Source organism: Vibrio sp. M60_M70, from assembly GCF_037162085.1.
Classification (GTDB): Bacteria; Pseudomonadota; Gammaproteobacteria; order Enterobacterales; family Vibrionaceae; genus Vibrio; species Vibrio diabolicus.
In genome coordinates, this window is the sequence record NZ_JARLUL010000001.1 from 2,218,138 (window position 1) to 2,237,482 (window position 19,345).

Consider the following 19,345-nt stretch of genomic DNA (forward strand, 5'->3'; position numbering starts at 1 on the left):
TACTGTTTATGGACTTGGACGTTTCACACCAGGATGAACCGCTTGCCCTGTGGCAATATCAATTCCACGCTGTTTGATTGTGGCGACTAAGGTGCCATTGATGTCTTTGGTAGAGATTAAGCCTTGCTCTTCGAGCCAGTAGATTTCGGCGCGAACGGTATCGCGACTGACCAGATGACCATACGCATCCAAGCTGTGGTCGAGCACACTGTCATTGGCGGTGTAGCCCACCGATTCATTGAGAATGCGCAGCATCACCAGCCGTCGGTCTTGCTGCAGAAGTTCAGCCATTGCCATTGTTTCTTTCCTTTAGTTCGTTTTCGAGTAGCAACTGAGCCAGATGGTTAACGGGTTTAAGCTCAGCCCTGAGTTCTCGGATTTCTGCCTTTGCATCAGAGAGTTCGATGCGCAGCTGGGTTACTTCTTCATGACCAGGTAAGGCATCCACTTTCGCGTGCATGGCTGTCATTTCCTGCCTGACTGCAATCAGGTCTTCGGTTTTGGCGTAGGTCTTTTTGAGCACAAACACCACGATGATCCAGCCAAGCGTGATGCCGCTCATCACCCAAGGGGTAAAGGTTCGGATTAGCTCCAACGATTCAGGCTTCACGGTGCCTCCATTTCAGCCAGGCATTCCACGCAGTGCGTCGCGTCCGGCTTAATCGCTAATCGCGCTTTCGGAATTGGCTCCAGGCATTCAGCGCAAATCACTACATCCGCAATTTTCTTTTGAATGCCCCGACCACGCTGCGTTCTCGCGTTATTGATACACCGCTCCAACTCGCTGTGTTGCTTCTCGACCGACTTGTCGATCCAATCGCTCATTGAGTCAGCCCTTTATCTTTCTCACGGTGGCGTAAGCCCATGTAAGTCGCACCCAGTGCAAACAGAATGCTGGCAACTGTGAGATCGGGAGAGTCATTCGTGATGACGTAATAACTGCCCGCGCAGGTACTAATGAGCGCTATGAGTGGACGGGTGACACGAACAACCCAATGCTGGGCGTTGTCACCACTTTGAATGGTGTTTTGTGTGGTTTTATGTTCAGCCTGACGGTCTTCTGCTGCGATGCGCTGGCGTTCGGTGAGTTCTTTTTCAAACTGGATACGCAACGTGCCAAGTTCTTTTTGTTGCTCTGGAGGGAGCGCATCTAGAACGTGACGAACGGCCGCTTGTTTTGACTCCACGTTGGTAAATTCACGGTGAGCAACTTCTACAGCATCCGCAACTTTGTCAGCCGCGTTGTTGCCCCCAAGCAACGCAGAAATGCCACGAATGGCGGCAGGGCCGACCTGTAAAGCCAGTGCAGCTATTGTTGAAAGTGACATGAGCGTATCTCCCTGAGTTTATCTAACGGGCTTGACGAACGTGGTGCTTTCACCAGGCCCAAATGGATGTGAATGTCGGCTGACGTAATGCTCTTCCAACCGCGATTAAAATAGGATTGCAAGGTGGCATCGTGACTGTGTAACGGTGGACGTGATGGCACAGCAGCGTTGTTGTGTTGAGCTTGCTCTTCAGCCTCTAGCCGTTTTTCTCGCCCACGTTGATATGACCAATCCCAATTGCGCCCCATGTTGCACCTACGACTTAATGATCAGCTTGGCTGGCTTGCCACCCAGCTTGTGCATGAGATGATTGAAGGCTGAGCGAGAATCGAGTACTGCCCACTGATTGCGGCCTTGTTTGTCTTTAAGGACTCCGAAATCAAACCCCACACCGATACAGCCCTGCAGTTGGTCAACTCGGTTCGCCACATGGATAAGGATGTGAGTGCGTTGAGATGGTCCCCAGATAGTGACGCCTTGCTCTTCGCCATCTAGGGCGTAGCATTTGCCGAACTTAGGACTCTGGTGAGGCACCAGGTCATAGTGACCATCAGGAACGCAAGAGATCATGGGCGCGTTGTCCTTCCACGGGCGCTCAATGGTTTTACAGATTTCATTGCCAAACTCATCACACAGCACACCAAAGGTGCCGTGTTCAAAGCCTCGACGATGAAGAACTAAAGTTTGTGGGCTTTCAGGCATGCTCATATCCTCACGAATTGCATAGATTCCGTTGATTGTTATGAACATTTTGATTGGGGTTGGTGCGGAGCAGGAATTCACCCGCAACAATGGAGAGTTGAAAAAAGATCAGGTAAAAAAACGCCCCCAGAGTTGGAGGCGTTGGTTATTCAAATAGGCTGAATTGACGGCGCTGGATTTCTACTTGTCTCATCCTGGCAATGATTTCGTAGATGGTTTTGCTGGTCAGGTGGTGACGTTTGGCTAACTGCGGAACGTTACGGCCATTGAACTCGTTGAAAATCTCCATATCGCGGATTTGCTGCTTGAGTTTGTCACCACGTGGCAAGTACACCTGCATGCCGCCCATGTATTCACCAATGCTCATCACCACTTTTAACGGTAAGTCAGGGGTTTCAATGCCAGCTTGCTTGAGCTCGTTGGCCACAACACCATGCAGTTCCAAAAGCATTGCAGGCCAAGCTGCACTGCCTTCTGGTAAGTCACCAATATGGTCTAGCACCTTGCTATCGATTTCTTCGTCACTGAACATTTCTCGTTGAGCCATCTTCACACCCTCCCACTTCATATGGGAAGTATGAAACAGTGAAAATGATCCTCAAGAGGAAGTTACGTGTGAAAAGATCATCAAAGGTTATTTTAGTTAACCATCTTTGTCGGCCTTCTTGTCCTCAATTAGTTTTAGCTCGGATTTATCCTGAAGTTGATGATACGACTCGTTGAGTTGCTTAATTGACTCTTCATTAAAAGTCTCATCATTACTGGCAAGACACTGCATGGTTCCCCCTTGAGCATTGAACTTGTACATTTCTTTAATCGCACGAGCTAGTTCGTTCTTAGCTTCTGGGTTTTTAATTAGTTTTTTTGCCAGCAAAGTTTCGATAACCCTTTCAACGATCCGCTGCTCTTCTGCCTCAATATTATTCTTAGCTTCTTCAACAAATTGGTTGTAAATATCATTTGATACTGAGTTTTTCAGCCCCTTGACTTGCTTTAATTTGATGGTCAGGTCCGTTACAGAAATAGCTAAGTCAGTGAATGATTTTAACGCTTCAAAAACTATTTTCATCGCTGCTGCACCAGCAACTAGGTCTATGATAAAAGACCCTCTATCAGCATTCACTACTTCAAAAGTTTCCGGGGATTCTCCTATGGACATAGAGAACCCCCTTGCAATCATGTTCCAACTCTTAGCCCAATGATTAAACTCCACTAGGTTATTGATAGTTGCTTCATTATGGAACGTAATACGAGTTAATACCTTTCCTTCTGGTACTTCTAAAGGCAATAACGTCTTGCTATCAATAACTACAGGTAGTTGACTATTAATTTGACTAAACGCAGCATTAGCTTTTTGTAATATTTTTATATAACTGTCTAGGGTTGTAAGAACATAATTGGGATCGTCTTCGGCCATCGAAAACAAAAGCTCAAAATGACTAAATGCATTCTCTGTCACTATTGAACTCAAGTTGAGATGGTTTAGGCAACGCCTTTGATTTGATGTCAGGCCACTATAATCGATTTGCTCTAGCAAACCTTTCAATTCGGAAAGCCTTGTTTGTATGTGTGGTTTATACGACTTAGAATTTTTTTGCGCTTGTATATTTTTAGTAACGGTAACTACGTTGGACAGAGTAGTATTCAAGTTCAAACTACTCACGTTTTCCAAATACCACTTCGACAAAGTATATAATTCATCAATTTGCATGTTTCAATCTCCATGTAGCTCTTCCAGTAGACATACCAAGTACTCAAGAGCTAATCACTAATTTACTAAACTCTAATCCCACAACTCTTCAACGCAGCAGCCAAGGATTCGTCCAACTCATACTTTCCTGTTGTACCTGAGTTTGTCACACCTTCAGTGCGGTAAATGATTGTCTTACCTTGCAGCATTTCATTGAGAATTGATCTGGCTTTGTCGCCAGTCGTCGCGGTATAGGGCTGGAACATTTGGTTAGTTGCCTGTTTTGAGGTCTCGATAGCAGACTTAACAATTTGTTGTTGGTCTTCAGGCAGGTTTTCGTAGTAGCTGCTCATCGAGGTGAAGTCGAGACTCTTGTCTACTGGCGTCTCTGAATTAGTGATTGTCCAAGCTTTGTTGCTATCAATTCGCAGTTGTACCGTGCCAACCGGAACTTGGTATTTACCGCCGCTCATAACACCAACTCGCAGTTCTCCATCCACTTGCTCAACAAATGGATACAGCTTACCAACCTCAGTGTAAACACTATTACTCGTATAGACAGAACCGACCGTCACTTTACAGCGAGATTCATCGGTAAACTCATCAATTGAACTATCTGCGACCCAATGGACGCTTGGTGAGGTTGCACATGCAGATAAGAATACAGGCAAAAGTAATATTGACTTTTTCATTAAAACACATCCATTTGAATAGTAACCGAATGCATAGTAACTGATTTGAGCGTGACAATAGAACGCGTTCCAAGAAAACAAGAATTCAACCACAAAAAAACCACTCCGAAGAGTGGTTTGGGTAAAAGGTAGATGCATTTTTAAGGTTGCCACCTAAGTTCCTTTAATCGACTAGCAATAGAGCTTTCCTTACCTAACGGGTCTTGTCCTGCCTTAAGCATGCGTTCTGCCTGTTCAAAGTACCAAGCTGAACCATCATCTTTTGTCTGATTCACTTGCGGCCCTGATTGCTTGCCATCTGGAGAGCCACCTAAACGCGTGGCTGCAGACTGATAGACCTGCTTTAGGTAGTTGTGGTTTGCCAAGGGTTTTGAATCGCTATAGCTAAAACGTTTTTCATGAATCTTGCTTACCGTTTCCGCTAAGGCCGACGCCAGGACGTGGTCTGCTCGATACTTCTCCAAGACTTCTCGCAACAGCTTCACCGCGCGCGCATTGGATAAATCCTGCTTGGCCGGACGAAACAGCCCCAAGTAACTCAACATAGGTTTGGCGACAAAATCTGGCAACTTTGCCACCTCTCCCAAAAGCTCTCGACCTGCATCATCCTGAACCAGCGCTTCTAAGTGCAGGTTGGCATGACAGACAGGACATCTCGATAACTTCATTCAACTTCCCCTGTACCTAATGATTTTATTCTTTTAGCCCTTGGTAATGGTGTGTTTCGCCAATCTCCACAATGCCGATCAAGGTAAGCTATCGCTTCTTCCTCCGTTTTACTTCCATGGGTTCGGACGTGCTTAATAAGCTCCTTGGCCTTGCGATTCAAATTGCTCACTCGGCCTCCTTGCGTAAATTCAGCATCCAGTTGTAATGCTCGGCAATAGCGTCATAACCCATGGGTTTGTTGGTGCGCTCATTCCACGGAACGGTCCAACCTTTATCTTTCATCTCGTCAATCATTACACGACGGTGCCAGCGTTTGAGTGCTTCTAGTACCTGTGTGGCATGGTCTTCATCACACCAGGCAATGCAGTCCACTTTGTCTTTTTGATTTTTGAGGATGCGCTGAGTGTATTTATCCAGCGCACTTTCAGAGCGGTCACGAACGAAGCCATGGATTGCCATCGAGATCCAAACAGCGCGGCACTTATCAATAATGGTGTTTTTCGACTTACCTGACTTAGGGCTTAAACGCTTTTTAAATGGTGTTTTACCTTTAGGTAAACTGCGTTTAAATCCTTTGGCTTCTAGTGCTGAAAGTACTTGTTCCAGCTCTTTGATGTTCATTTTGCTGCAGGAAGCTTTGCCTGTTTCGCTTTCCAACAGCAGGCGGTAAACATCGTCCTCCAGAGCCAGTTCGCGCTTGGCGACGTGAATGATTTGAATAAGGCGGTTGCGTTGGTTCATGCTTTGCCCTCCCTACGAGAGCGCCAAATCATGCGCCTAAGCACCCCATTGATGTAATTTGATGCCTTCTGAGCAAGGTCATATTTTGCTCCGCGGCGACGATTTATATAAAAAGCGGTATTGAGGTATGGATTACGCTCTCTAGAGTCAATGACAACATGCCTTTCACTCCAAGGTTGGCTATTCGATTTGTACATCTACAAAGCCTCCAACTTTTTACTTTCTTGTCCTGGAACACCATGATTGAGCACTACGTTCTTTGATTCTTTGAAGCCTTGGTATCGAGCTTCGTTACCTTTCTGTCCTGCACTTTTAGCCGCTCTAACATTTGCTTTTTCAAGGCTTGTGGATTTTTTAAAGCTTTCGATCTGAAGCTTCTCATCATCGCTTAAGGAAAAAGCTTCAACTTTTTTATAAACACCGATGACCCACCCCTCACAGAACTGATCGGCACGAATTGTCTTATTCGCCTTTTTCATCCTCTTGCTCAACGTAGACATAAATTCTTTACGTGCAGCCGTAAGTTGACGCTCAAGGACGGTGTACACATAGCCTGCAATCTCTGGGCGTTGATCGTGGCCAATAAAGACCATCTCCATACGTGTAAATGTTGGCTGAAAATACCCATCACAACCAAAGGCCAACTTAACTACGTTAAACAGCCCCGATAGGTAAGCAGGCGGTGTCTGTATTCTCAATTGAGAAGTAATGATCTCATCACAAACGCCATTCAACTCAGGATTGTCAGCGCCAATGTTGTGCTCAATCATGAGCTTTTGAGCGCGAGACAATGCTAGAGATGCTTCATGCGGGTTTGAGGATTTCGCGAGGCGAAGCAGTTTTTTAATCTTATCCAAAACTTTGTCGTTCATTACTCATCCTCCAAACTAACCAATTAAATGATCAACAGACACGCAGCCACGCACACCTGTCACCTTTACTACGACTTCACCGCTGACAACCCAAGGTTCGCTACAGACTTCTACCGTTTTGAAGTTATCTACCCCTCTAATTGGGTAGTATTTCACTAGCTTTCCTATTGGGAACTTTCGTTTTGCTATTTCAATTTTCATGTTTGATTCCTAAATTTTGGGTAAAAAAATCCCCGCGATAGCGGGGATATACATCTGTTGGCTACCGTTCTAAGTGCTCTATGGCATCACTGGTTGGGGCGGACCATCGCCCTTGAACCCATCGCAGAGCGGCTATCACACCATCTTCATAGGTATCGTCTGGGTATCCCGTTCCTTCGATTTCAATCAGTGTCTGCGCTAGGTCGATTTCTTTCTCGACGGCCTCTTGGTCATGAGGGCTGGTAAACTGTGTCATGCTGCCTCCTTCTCGTAACGCCAAGCCCACTTCTGACAAAACTGAGAGCGGCTTTCTGCCCAGTGACGGTTCTCTGGCTTAACTGCATAGTTTGCTGCTACCTGCCAGGCAAAAGCGGCGTCCTTGAGGTAGCCTACTCTTTCTAAACTGACAGCATGCTTGGCATAGTCTGGATAACTACTCTTTTCCTTTATCATTGAGTCCTTCCTTAGAGCTTTGAGATATCGAGGGGAAACTGCTTGTACTGGCCGTTCTCCTGACGCTCATAAATACGCAGGTAAGCACTGGTTCCCGTGACTTGTACTGAATCAGCAATCGCTTCCATGGCTTCCATCCAGTCAGGCTCATCGATATTGAGTGAGCGTAAAGAGAGCACGGAGTTCAAATCAATGTGGCCTTGCTTGTTGACTCGAAACGCATGCTCCACCAGCGCTTTAATGTGATCATTTGCGCCTTCTGACCAACGACTGATACAGCTGTCAATCTTGCTCTTCGCCACTTGAATACGCTCATCAAATACGCGGTGCTCACCCACAGCGCGCATCAACTTGTACTTGCCATCAAACGACAGCAACGAAACGTTGCCTTTGGTACCGCCATACTTCACGTCGTATTCTTCTGCAGACAGGTCAACAAAATCACGAATCTGGCTCATTGCTATGGCTTTGAATTCAGCTAATGCTTGTTGAGCGGCCTTGGCCTTCTCCACGATTCCAGTGACCAAATCATCACGTAAGATATCAATATCTTTAACCTGTGATTCAGGCACTAACGTGCCGTTCGCTTTTAGGCGATAGCCTTCTGGTACTGCTACTTCTGACATTTGGTAATTCCTTGTGGTTTAGCGCATTCAGGAAGCGCAAGTAAGATTCTTTCGGTGAGCTTTTCAGCCAGTTGGTTAATGCCGCTGCAGTCACCTTCGTTGGTGATAACCGCATAACGCACTTTGTCGTTTTCTGTATCCAGCGATACATCGATAACCACTTGAGCACTTAATGCAGTCGACATGGCAGATCCCCTTGCTTCCAGTTCACGGTGCAACCATCAACCTGCAGTGTGTAAACCGTGGAATAAACGCCCTTTAAAAACTGTTTAATCTCGATGGCTTTAGCTTTCATTTCAGGCGTTGGCTGTTCGATATTAATAATCACGCCGCGTGGTGTTTTCATTGCTACTACTACTTTGCAACCGTAGTGGCGAAGCTTCTTGATAACGTGGGAAGCCTGTCTTTCTTGGTTGCTGATTGTGTTCGTTGTAATGGTCATAAAGTCACCTTCCTTGTGAACCAGTTTCCTCCTTTATATAGGAGGAAGCTGATTCACTTCGGTTATTGTTTTGGCTATTTTTTATACTTCGATGCCCAAAGTAGCTGGTTGTATTTGGCTGCGAGTTTTATTAACTCCGCCTCCAGCAATTCGTTTAAGCGAAGCGAGTTGCCTTTTGCTTCTCTCTTCAAAAACGCCAATTGGTTATCTAGGTTGTATATGTCGTTTTCTTCCGAAACTACGCTGATAGCTTTAGTGTTGGTGGTTTGCTCCAATTTCGAATGAGGACAACCTGAACGACAAGCCTTGTACAACCGTACTCGCTCCCTGTTGGACGAAGAAAACGGACGCTGCTGGTTATCTGCACACTCGTGTATTGGAATGTCACCTTTGACAGGACAAGTCACTGTCCGTGTCAGGTACATACCCTCAACTTTAATTCGGATATCCTCCACGGAACCTGGATAAACACCCCGAAGTGTTTGGCTGAGTTTAGATGTACTAATCCCCAGTTCCTTAGCAACTTTGTTCTGAGAGTTACCAGGCTTTTCTATCTCTGCTTTTAACGCATCCAACCAAGTTTTTTCACTCATCAGGTTTCCTCCTGAAAAGGAAAGAAGCGCCCTTTAATCATCACTCCATCGGCCGTAATTTCTGGACATGTGCTACTCAAGTTAGCGTTCAAGCGGTAAAGCTCTCCGTCTGGGCCATTAACCTTGCGGATGATCTTCGCTTTCATCAACGGACGTAAAAAATTGCGTCCTGTTGATAGAGCAGCTGAAGACGTCGCGCATAAGTCATGAAGAGAAAAGACTTTGAGTACTCGACATGAATTCCATAACCGTTGATTTACTTTGGGGCGATTCGGTCTTTTCTTTTTTAAGAACCGATTAGGAATTGGACTAGAATCGACAACGCGATATCGATTCTTTAAAAGGCTTGGCCCTTTATCCACTAACTCCACTCGCCCTAACTCAACTAGCATTGAAATAAGGCTCTTGGTTCTTGAATTGTTTAACTCTACTGCCTGCACTATCTGCATCCCGGTGAACTCTTTTCCGCCGAGCTGCTTGATATACGACCAAGCAAGCTGTCGCTCTGTCATAACACCCTCGCTAAACTCTCATACCGTGGAAAGGCTGATCGCCCCACGCATCGAGCGTGACAAGATCGAGGTCATTAGCGACTGCTAGAGATTCAATTTTTTGCAGACCAATAGTGATTCGACGTAGCTCACCACCAGTCGCCATACGGAGGTGCTCTAATAAGTCATCCTCAACTTGAATATCATGCTCAAGCAGAGATTCAGCCATGGTTCTGACGTCACTAATGTCGGCAGGTTTGAATTCCACCCATTCAGAAATACGGTTGTAAAACTGTTTATGGCTGCTAATACGACGTGCAATTTGGTCCATCCCGATGAGGATGATTGGTACCTCAGTACCATCATATAAATCACGAATGGTTTCGAGCAGGCGCTTGTCATTCATCAAGTAATCCGCTTCATCAATGAACAAAGGGCGCTCGTGCATACTCATCTGCTCAATGATGAAATCTACGTTTTTGCTGATACGGTGCATTGGCTGTGCGCCAAGTTCTTCAACAATTCGTTGCAGCAAGCTGCTTGTCGAATCATGCGCTCGGGTACTGACATAAATGCCATTGACCTGATTGTAGAGGTAGGTTGTTGTTGTGGTCTTTCCTAGCCCGCTGGGTCCATGCAGCAAACCGATACCAGGAACGCCATATGAGCGTTGTAACAACATCTCTAATGCGATCTGTGTAGCAAGAAGGTTTTTAACTGGTGCAACTACTGGTTTCATTGCTAAACTCCTTTATAGCACTTTTAAGTTTGAACTTTTACTGACGGTGTTTATATGGCGCATCATGCTTGGCGGCGGTGCGCCATAATATTTTCAATAGCCTTACGGCTGAATTTGTTCTCTGGGTTCTTCAAATACTTCGTTAAAAACTCCTCCTCTTTTTCAGTTAACTCACGTTCAAGAGATTGACTGGCAATGTATTTCGCCTTCTCATGAATGTTTCTGATTGCCATGCCTTTCTGTTCTCGAACCTGTTCTTCTTGTTGAATTAGGTGCTGCCTTGCTATCTCTAAGCGCTCCAGCTCATCTTCACTTCGAGAGGTGTCTTTCTGCTTCGCTTTGTTGGCTTTTGATAGTGCGCCTAATACTTGGTTGTCTACCGTTTCAGCTGGTAGGTCCAAACCTGCCAGGTTGTTTTTGGCTTTATCAGCAGCCAGAGATTCAGCGTATTGAGTGTCAATACCGAACTCACTCTGCAGACGCTTCGCGCTCCTACGGAAGTTGCTAATTTCTTTGTTGAACTTCTTACGAGCGGCTCTGAACGCTTCAGGTGAAATGCTCTTACCGACCAACTCATCGTTAACCGCTTCAACGTAAGTACCGATGTCTTCCAACGAGTAAAGCGTTGCGGAACCAACATCAGATGGGTCCAAAAATACTCGTACTTTTTTGCGGTCCCAGTCTGGATTCATTAGCTCTGGAGCTGTGTACCTAACTGACTGTGCTTTCACTCCACCGCGTACTACGGTTGCTTCACCAACAAAGTTGAGTAGAAGGTCGATACTGTGCGGGTCTGAAAGTTTTCTTGGTTTGTAGCCACTAGATACATAACGGTTAAATGGCGTATCACCTTTAAGCCCTTCGTGCGCAGTGTGGTTGTATCGATGCTCTAGCCAATCGTTCATCACCTCCTCTAATTGAGCAGGTGTTAATGCCAACTCTAACGCTTCTCTTTCTAGCTTCTTCTTGCCTTCACCAATTCTCTGAGCAAAAGCTTTTGCTGCTTCAATCTGCTGTCTATCAGAGACACTGTGACCAATGTAGCCAGGCAGTAGCTCAAATAGAGCTCGGCTTAGCGTCCCGAAAAAGCGCTCGACGTATGGCTTTTCCCAACCAGAGAACGGGTTTGCTCTCGACTGGTCCAAATCCAGCATCTGCATTACCGTACTTACTCGATTCGAAACGTAGTCAGACCCGTTATCGGTACGAGCGACACCACCAGGGTTAAGGATGCCCCAATCGAGGATACATTTACGCAGTAGCAGACAAATGCCTTCTGACGATGATGTAGGAGCAAGCAATAGTTTCACTCTGCGGCTGTAGACATCAATCGCAGCAATGATGCTGTGTCTAACCAGCTTGCCATCTACGTTTAACTGAACGTCTGTTGGTGTACTATCGAACTCCCAGCAATCATTAGGAGCTGAGATCCATGGGTACATTTTCCCGTATAGAGGTCGATGCTTGTTGTTGTATGCATCGGGGTTGGTCAAGTTGGTAAACTTCGCCCCATTACCCGCAAGCCACTTATCTCGCCAACGGCAAACAGAGCTGGCCGAAGGAATATTCCAATGCGGGAACGCAGACGACTTTTCCTTTAGCATTCTGTGCATCACATTTGGTCGCTTCGCTAAGTGAGGTTTGTTAGTAATCAGCGCAATTAGGTAATTTTGAATTTCTGGTTGTTGCTCGATAAGCCCTGATTTTTTATTGGACTCATACTTACCAGCTAAACGTGCAATACCTTCCTGCTCTAACTGCTTTTTCCAACGGCGCAACGTACTAAAACTGACTTGAGATACCTCTCTTAGAATCCAGTTATCCAGTTCAAGCAGCCCGCTGTTGTATGCATTAACGAACTCGTGCTCTCCTGCAACTAAGTTGTTGGCCAGTTTGAATGGTTCCAGAAACATAGCTCTCAACTCTACAATCCGTGCTCTGGCGTTAGCTCGGTTCTGCTGAGACTCAGGCAAGCTATTTAAGGCAATAGCTGACTTCATTCTCGCTTGACGAGTCGAAGCAACAGACTGCTTCTCACCACCTTCGAATAATGCAACGTCTTTTACGGCTTCTTGTGTGGCTTTATCAGACTTAGCCAACTTAGAAACCATCATTTTTTGCAGGTAAGATCTGGTTTCTAGTGGTAGTGAAGATATGTGATATTCACTGCCCTTACCTTTGGTACGCTTCTGAGATTTCCATAGCTCCTTCTGTGCTTTTGTTCTTACATTCCTATCGGTACTAGGTAACCCTGGTAGCCCAGCTAGCTCAGTTGGAGTAAACCATTCCTTATTCATGCGGACCTCCAACCAAATCATGCCCAATCGTTTCAGACAGCTTTTTCATAATATTCATGTAAATTCTGCCCTTAATTTTCTTTTGGGATTCCGGTGCATGTATTTGAATACACTTCTGCACCGTCCTAGGCGAGTAACCCTGCTCGATAGCCCAACTGCGACAGCTATAACCTTTGCGGATTAAAGCTGCATGTATGTCTCTTGCAGTGACTATATCCATGCTTTCAGTTACACTCTTGTTCTCGTTCGCACTGCGAACTCTTAATTAAAACGAACCACAGTACGCACTGCGCACTGTGGTAATGATAATAGTGCGTACCGGAGTTAATTTCAACACCAAAGTACGCATCCGTTTCAATTAATGCGATCTTTAGCTATTAAAGAAATATATATCTTTGATTTGATTGGATATTTTTAAAAACGGATCTTCACATGACAAAACGGATCGATGATCCGATTCAGCCAGAAGGAATCGGATCGGTAGCTGTGCGCCTGGAACAATTGATTGGCGAAGAAAGCTTACGCCAGTTCGCAAAGCGTACTGAAGTAACAGAAGGAGCTTTAAGAAAGATACTTAAAGGCTCGATACCCAACCTTGAAACAGCATTTAAGATAGCCTCAGCCTGTGGTGTATCTATTGATTGGTTGGCAACAGGCAAAGAAAGCAGTCAAGATGGAAAAGTAGCTGAGGCTACTCCAGTTAAACCTTCTCCTATCAATCCAGTGGAAGTGTTTGAAGAGGAGTTTTGCTTAGTCCCAGGCTTCCATATCCAGGTTTCAGCTGGTAATGGGTGTGATGCATTTGACCAGGAACCTAAGCGCTGGCTGGCTTTCAGAAAGAAATACCTTAAGTTCAAGAGATTAAACCCTGAGCGCTGTGCTGTTGTGTTCGTGAGAGGCGACTCAATGGCCGACACGATCACGGACAATGATTCATTGTTGGTTGATAGGGATTCAACAACCCCTATTGACGGCAAAATATACGTGGTTCGCCTGGGTGATGAGCTTTATGCCAAAAGAATCCAGAAAAGCTATGACGGCTCACTGACTCTTATCAGTGACAACAAGGATTACGCTCCAATCGAAGTACCAAAGGACAAGCTAGATCAGCTGTGCATCGTAGGACGTGTGGTTCAGAGAGCTACGGACATTTAAATGAGCTTTAAACGCCAAATCGGATGCTCTTTATCAATTTGAGCGTTTTCTCATTTTTTGCGCTAACTAGGAAAATTTCAGCAGATTTTTTTCATTTCTAGTGGATTTTGTTTTTTCGAGCTGATAGTATCCTCAGCCGTTGAAAGACGTGGCCTTCCGACTTATTTCGGCCAAATCCTATCTATTCCTTATGTTTTTCATATTAGATGGTAGGTTACAGTTTGGCTGCTCGGTAAGATTCGTCCCGCTTTCAAGCAAAGCAATTCCTCCTTAGCTCAGTTGGTAGAGCGACGGACTGTTAATCCGCAGGTCGCTGGTTCGAGCCCAGCAGGAGGAGCCAAATTCCAGAAAAGCCGTGTTGCAAGACACGGCTTTTTTCGTTTTGAAATAAAAAACTTCTTTCACCATCAATATCTCAAGTGACGACTTAAAATTACTCGCTAAATGTAATTCCCGCCTTCTGAGCAAAAGATTCTTTGAGGAAAGACAGCACCAGCGTCTTTGTAAAATCCATTCAGCAAGCTGTTCAATTTCTTATTGATTCATCAAAATACCTCACATAGACGACTATTTTTCCATCGTGTATGTAAAACCACATCGTTCACTGGTTGTTATTGGTGTCACAAAACACGATAATATCAAGATCGGATTTTAAGAACGTAATAACTATGACCGAATATGTTTTGTTGTTGGTCGGCACTGTGCTGGTGAACAACTTTGTACTGGTGAAGTTTTTGGGCCTCTGTCCTTTTATGGGTGTGTCCAAAAAACTGGAAACAGCAATAGGTATGGGCTTAGCGACAACTTTTGTGCTAACGCTCGCGTCAGTGTGTGCGTATTTAGTGGAAAGCTACATTCTTCGTCCACTGGGTATTGAGTACCTTCGAACCATGAGTTTTATTTTGGTGATAGCCGTTGTGGTGCAGTTCACCGAAATGGTTGTGCACAAAACAAGTCCAACACTTTATCGCTTGCTTGGTATTTTCTTACCACTGATCACTACAAACTGCGCGGTATTAGGCGTCGCGCTTCTTAATATTAATGAGAACCATAACTTTATCGAATCGATTATCTACGGCTTCGGCGCCGCTGTTGGTTTCTCATTGGTGTTGATACTTTTTGCATCCATGCGTGAGCGCATAGCTGCCGCCGACGTACCAGTGCCTTTTAAAGGTGCATCGATTGCAATGATTACAGCGGGTTTAATGTCACTAGCCTTTATGGGCTTTACAGGTTTGGTGAAGTAAACAATGAGTACGATTTTAATTGCGATCATCGCGTTAGCAGTTCTTGCTGCGATTTTCGGCGCGATACTTGGTTTTGCTTCTATTCGCTTCAAAGTCGAGGCAGACCCAATTGTGGATCAAATCGACGCAATCTTACCTCAAACTCAATGCGGTCAATGTGGCTATCCTGGTTGCCGCCCTTATGCTGAAGCGATTGCAAATGGCGACCACATCAACAAATGTCCACCTGGCGGTCAGGCAACAATCGAAAAGCTCGCCGACTTAATGGGTGTTGAGCCAGAAGAATCTGCGCACGATCTCGACAACAAAATTCCAACCGTTGCGTTTATCCATGAAGATATGTGCATTGGCTGTACTAAGTGTATTCAAGCGTGTCCAGTGGATGCAATTGTAGGCGGTACAAAAGCGGTCCATACCGTAATTAAAGACGAATGTACGGGGTGTGACTTATGTGTTGCACCATGTCCAACTGATTGTATTGAAATGATTCCTGTGGCAACCACCACGGAAAGCTGGAAGTGGCAACTTAACTCCATTCCAGTACTCAACATTACGGATGCTGCCGACGATGCAGCGAACGTGAAAGATTCAATTAAGTAAGGTTTCGCATGTTGTCTTTGATTGAACAAATTCGTACAGGCTCGCTTTGGGATTTCCCTGGTGGTGTGCATCCGGCAGAAAACAAAAAGCAGTCCAACAAAACTGAGCTCGTTCACGCGGCTATCCCATCAGAAATTGTATTACCGCTAAAACAGCACATTGGTAAGGCTGGTAACTTATTGGTTGCCGAAGGTGACCACGTATTAAAAGGTCAGCCATTAACGCAATCCGAAACTGGTTTTACCGTTCCAGTGCATGCTCCTACATCGGGTACGATCACCGCAATTGAGCCTAGAACCGTTGCTCACCCTTCAGGTCTGAGTGAACTCTGTGCGGTCATCACACCTGATGGTAACGATACATGGTGTGACAGAAAACCCGTAGCGGATTACAAACAAGAAACACCTGACGCACTGATCGATATTATTCGTCTCGCAGGCATTTCAGGTATGGGTGGCGCAGGTTTCCCTACCGCAAAAAAATCCAATCAGGTTTTGCTCGCACAGAGATTCTTATCGTCAACGCAGCTGAGTGTGAGCCATACATCACATCTGATGACAAGCTCATGCAAGAGCATGCCGAGGAGCTCATCCAAGGTATCGAGATTGTCGAACATATCCTGACACCAAAGCTCACGATTATTGGTATTGAAGATAACAAACCAGAGGCAATCAAAGCGTTAGAAGCTGCGGCTCTAAACAAAGATATAGTTATTCGCGTTATCCCGACTAAATACCCTTCTGGTGGTGAAAAACAGCTGATCAAAATTTTGACCAATAAAGAAGTACCAAGCGGCGCAATCCCAGCCGATATTGGTATTTTGGTTCAAAATGTCGGTTCTCTTTACTCAATCAAACGCGCAATCATCGATGGTGAACCGATGATAAAACGCGTGGTGACTCTCACCGGTAAAACATTCAAACAACCACGCAATGTTTGGGCATTATTAGGTACACCAGTACAAGCGTTATTGGATGAGTTTGGCTATAAAGCCGATAAAAAGTTACAACGTTTAATCATGGGTGGACCAATGATGGGCTTCACCCTTCCCCACTCTCAAGTGCCGATTACCAAGACAGCAAACTGTATCCTTGCCCCGACTCGTCGTGAGATCTCTCCACACCAACATGAGATGGAATGTATTCGCTGTAGCCAATGTGCTGAAGCTTGCCCTGCTTCACTACTACCTCAGCAACTGCAATGGCATGCAAAAGCTGAAGAGTATGACAAACTCGAAGAACTAAACCTAAAGGATTGTATCGAGTGCGGTGCTTGCGCGTTTGTGTGTCCAAGTGAAATTCCTCTCGTACAGTACTACCGCCAAGCAAAAGCGGAAATTCGCACCAGAGCACAAGAAGCGGAAGCTGCGGAGCGAGCGAAGCTGCGTTTTGAAGAGAAGAAAGCGCGTATGGAGCGCGAAAAAGCAGAACGTGAAAATCGCTTTAAGAAAGCAGCCGATCAGCGCCGTAAAGACATGAAATCTTCTGGTGGTGATGATGCGATTGCAGCAGCGATCGCACGAGTGAAAGCTCAGAAGACAGAAACAACAGAAAAAGCAGAGCCAGCCGTGAAACCTGCCGTCGCTGCAGCCATTGCCAAAGCGAAGGCAAAACAGGCCGCAGCCGCTAAAGCAGGCTCTAGTGAACCTGATAACTCAGAAATGGCAAAACTGCGCGAAGAACGCAAACGTCTAGCCCGCGAACGTAAAGCACAAAAAGAACAAGGCGAAACGCCAGATAACAACGCTGATGATAAGAAATCGGCAGTTGCAGCAGCCATCGCCCGAGCTAAAGCGAAAAAAGCACAACAAGAAAATTCAACTGAATCTGTAGAATCAGAAACGTCTGCACAGCAAGACGGCGATCCGAAAAAAGCCGCGGTTGCTGCTGCGATTGCACGTGCCAAAGCGCGTAAAGCGAAGCAAGCAGACTCAACTGAAGCGGAAGAAGCTGAAGCACCTGCTGAGCAAACCGACGATCCGAAGAAAGCCGCGGTTGCTGCTGCCATTGCACGTGCCAAAGCACGTAAAGCGAAACAAGCAGACTCAACTGAAGCGGAAGAAGCTGAAGCACCTGCCGAGCAAACTGACGATCCGAAAAAAGCCGCCGTGGCTGCTGCGATTGCACGTGCCAAAGCGCGTAAAGCGAAGCAAGCAGACTCAACTGAAGCGGTAGAAGCAGAAGCACCTGCTGAGCAAACCGACGATCCGAAAAAAGCCGCAGTTGCCGCTGCAATTGCTCGAGCCAAAGCGCACAAAGCGAAACAAGCAGACTCAACTGAAGCGGAAAAAGCTGAAGCACCTGCCGAGCAAACCGAAGATCCGAAAAAAGCCGCCGTGGCTGCTGCCATTGCACGTGCCAAAGCGCGTAAAGCTAAGCAAGAAACGCAAACAGAGCCTGTTGAAGAAGCAACTTCCGAAGAACCAGAAGTGGATCCGAAGAAAGCCGCGGTTGCCGCAGCAATTGCGCGCGCGAAAGCTCGTAAAGCGCAACAAGCAGACTCAACTGAAGCGAAAGAAGCTGAAGCACCTGCCGAGCAAACCGAAGATCCGAAAAAAGCGGCTGTTGCTGCGGCTATTGCGCGTGCCAAAGCGCGTAAAGCTAAGCAAGAAGAACCAGCCGAAACGGTAGAAGCTGAAACGCCTGCTGAACAAACTGAAGATCCGAAAAAAGCGGCTGTCGCTGCTGCTATTGCGCGCGCGAAGGCTCGCAAAGCGCAGCAAGAAGCTAATAAAAATAATACTGAGGAGAACGAGTAGTGTCGTTTTTTATTGCCAGTTCACCGCATACCCACAGCCGTCGTAGTACACCTGACTTAATGAAATGGGTGGCACTTTGTGCTCTCCCAGGTTTAGCGGCTCAGACCTACTTCTTTGGGTGGGGAACGCTTATTCAGCTGATTTTTGCCATCGCAGTCGCTGTATCACTTGAAGCCTTAGTTATGGTCTTCCGTAAACGTTCGCCGATGCGAGCACTACGTGATAACAGTGCGATCGTTACCGCTTGGTTATTAGCCGTGGCTATCCCACCATGGTCTCCGTGGTGGATTATGGTGATCGGACTTATTTTCGCGATCGTAATCGCTAAACACCTATATGGTGGCCTTGGTCAAAACTTATTCAATCCTGCCATGGTCGCTTATGTGGTCTTGTTGATCTCATTCCCAGTGCAAATGACGAGTTGGAGTGCCCCGACGTCACTCATACCTGATCACGTAAATTTTGCAGATACACTCTCTTTAATTTTTACGGGCTATGATTACGACGGCTTATCGCTTCAGCAAGTTCGAACGGGGGTTGACGGTGTGACAATGGCGACGCCACTTGATGCATTTAAGACCGGCATTCATACAGGTGCAACCCCAAGCGAAGTACTGTCGCAGCCAATATTCGATGGATTAGCTGGCATTGGTTGGCAATGGGTAAATCTTGCCTACTTACTTGGTGGTTTAGTGATGATCAAAAAACGCATCATCCAATGGTATATCCCCGTAGGTTTCCTAGCGAGCCTGACGCTATTTAGCGTCGTGTTCAGCTTGCTGACCCCAGGGGAAACTGCGTCGCCAATCTTCCACTTGTTATCAGGTGCAACCATGCTTGGCGCATTCTTTATTGCAACCGATCCCGTGTCGGCGTCTACCACCGTTAAAGGACGTTTGATCTTTGGCGCGCTTATTGGTGCTTTGGTCTTTATCATTCGCAGTTGGGGCGGCTTCCCTGATGGTGTTGCATTCGCAGTGTTACTTGCAAATATGTGTGTGCCACTGATCGATTACTACACCAAACCTAGAACTTACGGTCACTGAGGT

26 protein-coding genes, 1 tRNA gene and 1 pseudogene are annotated in these 19,345 nt (G+C 46.1%); 6 read left to right on the plus strand and 22 right to left on the minus strand.

Annotated features, from left to right (window positions below; all coding sequences use genetic code 11):
* Nucleotides 1-6: 6 nt before the first annotated feature.
* The 22 genes from P4S59_RS10200 to P4S59_RS10305 all read right to left on the minus strand — a co-directional run bounded on the left by P4S59_RS10200 (nucleotide 7) and on the right by P4S59_RS10305 (nucleotide 12,536).
* On the minus strand, nucleotides 7-291 hold the full coding sequence (locus P4S59_RS10200) for a VpaChn25_0724 family phage protein (protein WP_301611893.1): 285 nt from the start codon (nucleotides 289-291) through the stop codon (nucleotides 7-9).
* A complete protein-coding gene (locus P4S59_RS10205; protein ID WP_081280737.1) occupies nucleotides 284-610 on the minus strand; it encodes a DUF2730 family protein in 327 nt (108 codons plus the stop codon). Before P4S59_RS10205 ends, P4S59_RS10200 begins: the two co-directional genes overlap by 8 nt.
* The gene (locus tag P4S59_RS10210; RefSeq protein ID WP_065297127.1) at nucleotides 607-825 is read right to left on the minus strand and encodes a TraR/DksA C4-type zinc finger protein; all 219 of its coding nucleotides are present in this window, start codon (nucleotides 823-825) and stop codon (nucleotides 607-609) included. Before P4S59_RS10210 ends, P4S59_RS10205 begins: the two co-directional genes overlap by 4 nt.
* Complete coding sequence (locus tag P4S59_RS10215) at nucleotides 822-1,328, minus strand: hypothetical protein (RefSeq protein ID WP_337168359.1); 507 nt, start codon at nucleotides 1,326-1,328, stop codon at nucleotides 822-824. The genes P4S59_RS10210 and P4S59_RS10215 overlap by 4 nt, the downstream gene beginning before the upstream one ends.
* On the minus strand, nucleotides 1,310-1,576 hold the full coding sequence (locus tag P4S59_RS10220; protein ID WP_337168360.1) for a hypothetical protein: 267 nt from the start codon (nucleotides 1,574-1,576) through the stop codon (nucleotides 1,310-1,312). The genes P4S59_RS10215 and P4S59_RS10220 overlap by 19 nt, the downstream gene beginning before the upstream one ends.
* 7 nt (nucleotides 1,577-1,583) lie before the next feature.
* Entirely contained in the window at nucleotides 1,584-2,030 is a 447-nt protein-coding gene (locus P4S59_RS10225) for a DUF5675 family protein (protein WP_337168361.1), read from the minus strand.
* A gap of 145 nt (nucleotides 2,031-2,175) precedes the next feature.
* Entirely contained in the window at nucleotides 2,176-2,577 is a 402-nt protein-coding gene (locus tag P4S59_RS10230) for a Mor transcription activator family protein (protein WP_031831645.1), read from the minus strand.
* 96 nt (nucleotides 2,578-2,673) lie between these two features.
* On the minus strand, nucleotides 2,674-3,741 hold the full coding sequence (locus P4S59_RS10235; RefSeq protein ID WP_276406588.1) for a hypothetical protein: 1,068 nt from the start codon (nucleotides 3,739-3,741) through the stop codon (nucleotides 2,674-2,676).
* 65 nt (nucleotides 3,742-3,806) lie between these two features.
* Entirely contained in the window at nucleotides 3,807-4,412 is a 606-nt protein-coding gene (locus tag P4S59_RS10240) for a hypothetical protein (RefSeq protein WP_276406589.1), read from the minus strand.
* Nucleotides 4,413-4,552: 140 nt separating this feature from the next.
* Nucleotides 4,553-5,080 (minus strand): hypothetical protein, encoded by a 528-nt coding sequence (locus tag P4S59_RS10245; RefSeq protein WP_337168362.1) that lies wholly within the window; start codon nucleotides 5,078-5,080, stop codon nucleotides 4,553-4,555.
* Nucleotides 5,081-5,246: 166 nt separating this feature from the next.
* Nucleotides 5,247-5,822: a gp16 family protein gene (locus P4S59_RS10250; protein WP_337168363.1), complete on the minus strand. Its 576-nt coding sequence runs from the start codon at nucleotides 5,820-5,822 to the stop codon at nucleotides 5,247-5,249.
* A gap of 197 nt (nucleotides 5,823-6,019) precedes the next feature.
* The gene (locus tag P4S59_RS10255; protein ID WP_337168364.1) at nucleotides 6,020-6,694 is read right to left on the minus strand and encodes a DUF2786 domain-containing protein; all 675 of its coding nucleotides are present in this window, start codon (nucleotides 6,692-6,694) and stop codon (nucleotides 6,020-6,022) included.
* A gap of 15 nt (nucleotides 6,695-6,709) precedes the next feature.
* Complete coding sequence (locus P4S59_RS10260) at nucleotides 6,710-6,895, minus strand: hypothetical protein (protein ID WP_337168365.1); 186 nt, start codon at nucleotides 6,893-6,895, stop codon at nucleotides 6,710-6,712.
* 61 nt (nucleotides 6,896-6,956) lie between these two features.
* Entirely contained in the window at nucleotides 6,957-7,151 is a 195-nt protein-coding gene (locus P4S59_RS10265) for a hypothetical protein (RefSeq protein ID WP_115206381.1), read from the minus strand.
* On the minus strand, nucleotides 7,148-7,348 hold the full coding sequence (locus P4S59_RS10270) for an ANR family transcriptional regulator (RefSeq protein ID WP_337168366.1): 201 nt from the start codon (nucleotides 7,346-7,348) through the stop codon (nucleotides 7,148-7,150). The genes P4S59_RS10265 and P4S59_RS10270 overlap by 4 nt, the downstream gene beginning before the upstream one ends.
* An 11-nt stretch (nucleotides 7,349-7,359) precedes the next feature.
* Nucleotides 7,360-7,974 (minus strand): DUF3164 family protein, encoded by a 615-nt coding sequence (locus P4S59_RS10275; protein ID WP_025636975.1) that lies wholly within the window; start codon nucleotides 7,972-7,974, stop codon nucleotides 7,360-7,362.
* Nucleotides 7,962-8,159: a hypothetical protein gene (locus P4S59_RS10280; protein WP_337168367.1), complete on the minus strand. Its 198-nt coding sequence runs from the start codon at nucleotides 8,157-8,159 to the stop codon at nucleotides 7,962-7,964. The genes P4S59_RS10275 and P4S59_RS10280 overlap by 13 nt, the downstream gene beginning before the upstream one ends.
* Nucleotides 8,144-8,416, minus strand: a complete 273-nt coding sequence (locus P4S59_RS10285) for a hypothetical protein (protein ID WP_276443714.1) — start codon at nucleotides 8,414-8,416, stop codon at nucleotides 8,144-8,146. The genes P4S59_RS10280 and P4S59_RS10285 overlap by 16 nt, the downstream gene beginning before the upstream one ends.
* Before the next feature lie 74 nt (nucleotides 8,417-8,490).
* Nucleotides 8,491-9,009, minus strand: a complete 519-nt coding sequence (locus P4S59_RS10290; RefSeq protein WP_025636972.1) for a helix-turn-helix domain-containing protein — start codon at nucleotides 9,007-9,009, stop codon at nucleotides 8,491-8,493.
* Nucleotides 9,009-9,521, minus strand: a complete 513-nt coding sequence (locus tag P4S59_RS10295) for a hypothetical protein (protein WP_276406593.1) — start codon at nucleotides 9,519-9,521, stop codon at nucleotides 9,009-9,011. Before P4S59_RS10295 ends, P4S59_RS10290 begins: the two co-directional genes overlap by 1 nt.
* A gap of 10 nt (nucleotides 9,522-9,531) precedes the next feature.
* Nucleotides 9,532-10,239, minus strand: coding sequence for an AAA family ATPase (locus tag P4S59_RS10300; protein WP_025636970.1), 708 nt, complete (start codon nucleotides 10,237-10,239; stop codon nucleotides 9,532-9,534).
* Between the two features lie 62 nt (nucleotides 10,240-10,301).
* Nucleotides 10,302-12,536, minus strand: coding sequence for a DNA-binding protein (locus P4S59_RS10305; RefSeq protein ID WP_337168368.1), 2,235 nt, complete (start codon nucleotides 12,534-12,536; stop codon nucleotides 10,302-10,304).
* 432 nt (nucleotides 12,537-12,968) lie between these two features.
* On the opposite strand from P4S59_RS10305, the gene P4S59_RS10310 reads away from it, so the two are divergent.
* From P4S59_RS10310 to rsxD, 6 genes and pseudogenes are all read left to right on the plus strand, one after another.
* Nucleotides 12,969-13,691 carry an XRE family transcriptional regulator gene (locus P4S59_RS10310; protein ID WP_170890461.1) on the plus strand — a complete coding sequence of 241 codons (723 nt, stop codon included), beginning with the start codon at nucleotides 12,969-12,971 and terminating at the stop codon, nucleotides 13,689-13,691.
* A gap of 264 nt (nucleotides 13,692-13,955) precedes the next feature.
* A tRNA-Asn gene (locus P4S59_RS10315) sits at nucleotides 13,956-14,031 on the plus strand.
* A 328-nt stretch (nucleotides 14,032-14,359) separates the two neighbouring features.
* A complete protein-coding gene (rsxA, locus tag P4S59_RS10320; RefSeq protein WP_005380762.1) occupies nucleotides 14,360-14,938 on the plus strand; it encodes an electron transport complex subunit RsxA in 579 nt (192 codons plus the stop codon).
* 3 nt (nucleotides 14,939-14,941) lie between these two features.
* On the plus strand, nucleotides 14,942-15,538 hold the full coding sequence (gene rsxB, locus P4S59_RS10325; RefSeq protein ID WP_012841575.1) for an electron transport complex subunit RsxB: 597 nt from the start codon (nucleotides 14,942-14,944) through the stop codon (nucleotides 15,536-15,538).
* Nucleotides 15,539-15,546: 8 nt separating this feature from the next.
* Nucleotides 15,547-18,296 (plus strand): annotated as a pseudogene (rsxC, locus tag P4S59_RS10330) (electron transport complex subunit RsxC).
* Nucleotides 18,296-19,342, plus strand: a complete 1,047-nt coding sequence (rsxD, locus tag P4S59_RS10335; protein WP_047010069.1) for an electron transport complex subunit RsxD — start codon at nucleotides 18,296-18,298, stop codon at nucleotides 19,340-19,342. The pseudogene rsxC and the gene rsxD overlap by 1 nt, the downstream one beginning before the upstream one ends.
* The last annotated feature ends 3 nt before the right edge of the window (nucleotides 19,343-19,345 follow it).

Bases quoted from the DNA above. Each gene is read 5' to 3' on its own strand.
- P4S59_RS10200 (WP_301611893.1), bottom strand. From the start codon at position 291: ATGGCTGAACTTCTGCAGCAAGACCGACGGCTGGTGATGCTGCGCATT.
- P4S59_RS10210 (WP_065297127.1), bottom strand. From the start codon at position 825: ATGAGCGATTGGATCGACAAGTCGGTCGAGAAGCAACACAGCGAGTTG.
- P4S59_RS10215 (WP_337168359.1), bottom strand. From the start codon at position 1,328: ATGTCACTTTCAACAATAGCTGCACTGGCTTTACAGGTCGGCCCTGCC.
- P4S59_RS10220 (WP_337168360.1), bottom strand. From the start codon at position 1,576: ATGGGGCGCAATTGGGATTGGTCATATCAACGTGGGCGAGAAAAACGG.
- P4S59_RS10225 (WP_337168361.1), bottom strand. From the start codon at position 2,030: ATGCCTGAAAGCCCACAAACTTTAGTTCTTCATCGTCGAGGCTTTGAA.
- P4S59_RS10230 (WP_031831645.1), bottom strand. From the start codon at position 2,577: ATGGCTCAACGAGAAATGTTCAGTGACGAAGAAATCGATAGCAAGGTG.
- P4S59_RS10235 (WP_276406588.1), bottom strand. From the start codon at position 3,741: ATGCAAATTGATGAATTATATACTTTGTCGAAGTGGTATTTGGAAAAC.
- P4S59_RS10240 (WP_276406589.1), bottom strand. From the start codon at position 4,412: ATGAAAAAGTCAATATTACTTTTGCCTGTATTCTTATCTGCATGTGCA.
- P4S59_RS10245 (WP_337168362.1), bottom strand. From the start codon at position 5,080: ATGAAGTTATCGAGATGTCCTGTCTGTCATGCCAACCTGCACTTAGAA.
- P4S59_RS10250 (WP_337168363.1), bottom strand. From the start codon at position 5,822: ATGAACCAACGCAACCGCCTTATTCAAATCATTCACGTCGCCAAGCGC.
- P4S59_RS10255 (WP_337168364.1), bottom strand. From the start codon at position 6,694: ATGAACGACAAAGTTTTGGATAAGATTAAAAAACTGCTTCGCCTCGCG.
- P4S59_RS10260 (WP_337168365.1), bottom strand. From the start codon at position 6,895: ATGAAAATTGAAATAGCAAAACGAAAGTTCCCAATAGGAAAGCTAGTG.
- P4S59_RS10265 (WP_115206381.1), bottom strand. From the start codon at position 7,151: ATGACACAGTTTACCAGCCCTCATGACCAAGAGGCCGTCGAGAAAGAA.
- P4S59_RS10270 (WP_337168366.1), bottom strand. From the start codon at position 7,348: ATGATAAAGGAAAAGAGTAGTTATCCAGACTATGCCAAGCATGCTGTC.
- P4S59_RS10275 (WP_025636975.1), bottom strand. From the start codon at position 7,974: ATGTCAGAAGTAGCAGTACCAGAAGGCTATCGCCTAAAAGCGAACGGC.
- P4S59_RS10280 (WP_337168367.1), bottom strand. From the start codon at position 8,159: ATGTCGACTGCATTAAGTGCTCAAGTGGTTATCGATGTATCGCTGGAT.
- P4S59_RS10285 (WP_276443714.1), bottom strand. From the start codon at position 8,416: ATGACCATTACAACGAACACAATCAGCAACCAAGAAAGACAGGCTTCC.
- P4S59_RS10290 (WP_025636972.1), bottom strand. From the start codon at position 9,009: ATGAGTGAAAAAACTTGGTTGGATGCGTTAAAAGCAGAGATAGAAAAG.
- P4S59_RS10295 (WP_276406593.1), bottom strand. From the start codon at position 9,521: ATGACAGAGCGACAGCTTGCTTGGTCGTATATCAAGCAGCTCGGCGGA.
- P4S59_RS10300 (WP_025636970.1), bottom strand. From the start codon at position 10,239: ATGAAACCAGTAGTTGCACCAGTTAAAAACCTTCTTGCTACACAGATC.
- P4S59_RS10305 (WP_337168368.1), bottom strand. From the start codon at position 12,536: ATGAATAAGGAATGGTTTACTCCAACTGAGCTAGCTGGGCTACCAGGG.
- P4S59_RS10310 (WP_170890461.1), top strand. From the start codon at position 12,969: ATGACAAAACGGATCGATGATCCGATTCAGCCAGAAGGAATCGGATCG.
- rsxA (WP_005380762.1), top strand. From the start codon at position 14,360: ATGACCGAATATGTTTTGTTGTTGGTCGGCACTGTGCTGGTGAACAAC.
- rsxB (WP_012841575.1), top strand. From the start codon at position 14,942: ATGAGTACGATTTTAATTGCGATCATCGCGTTAGCAGTTCTTGCTGCG.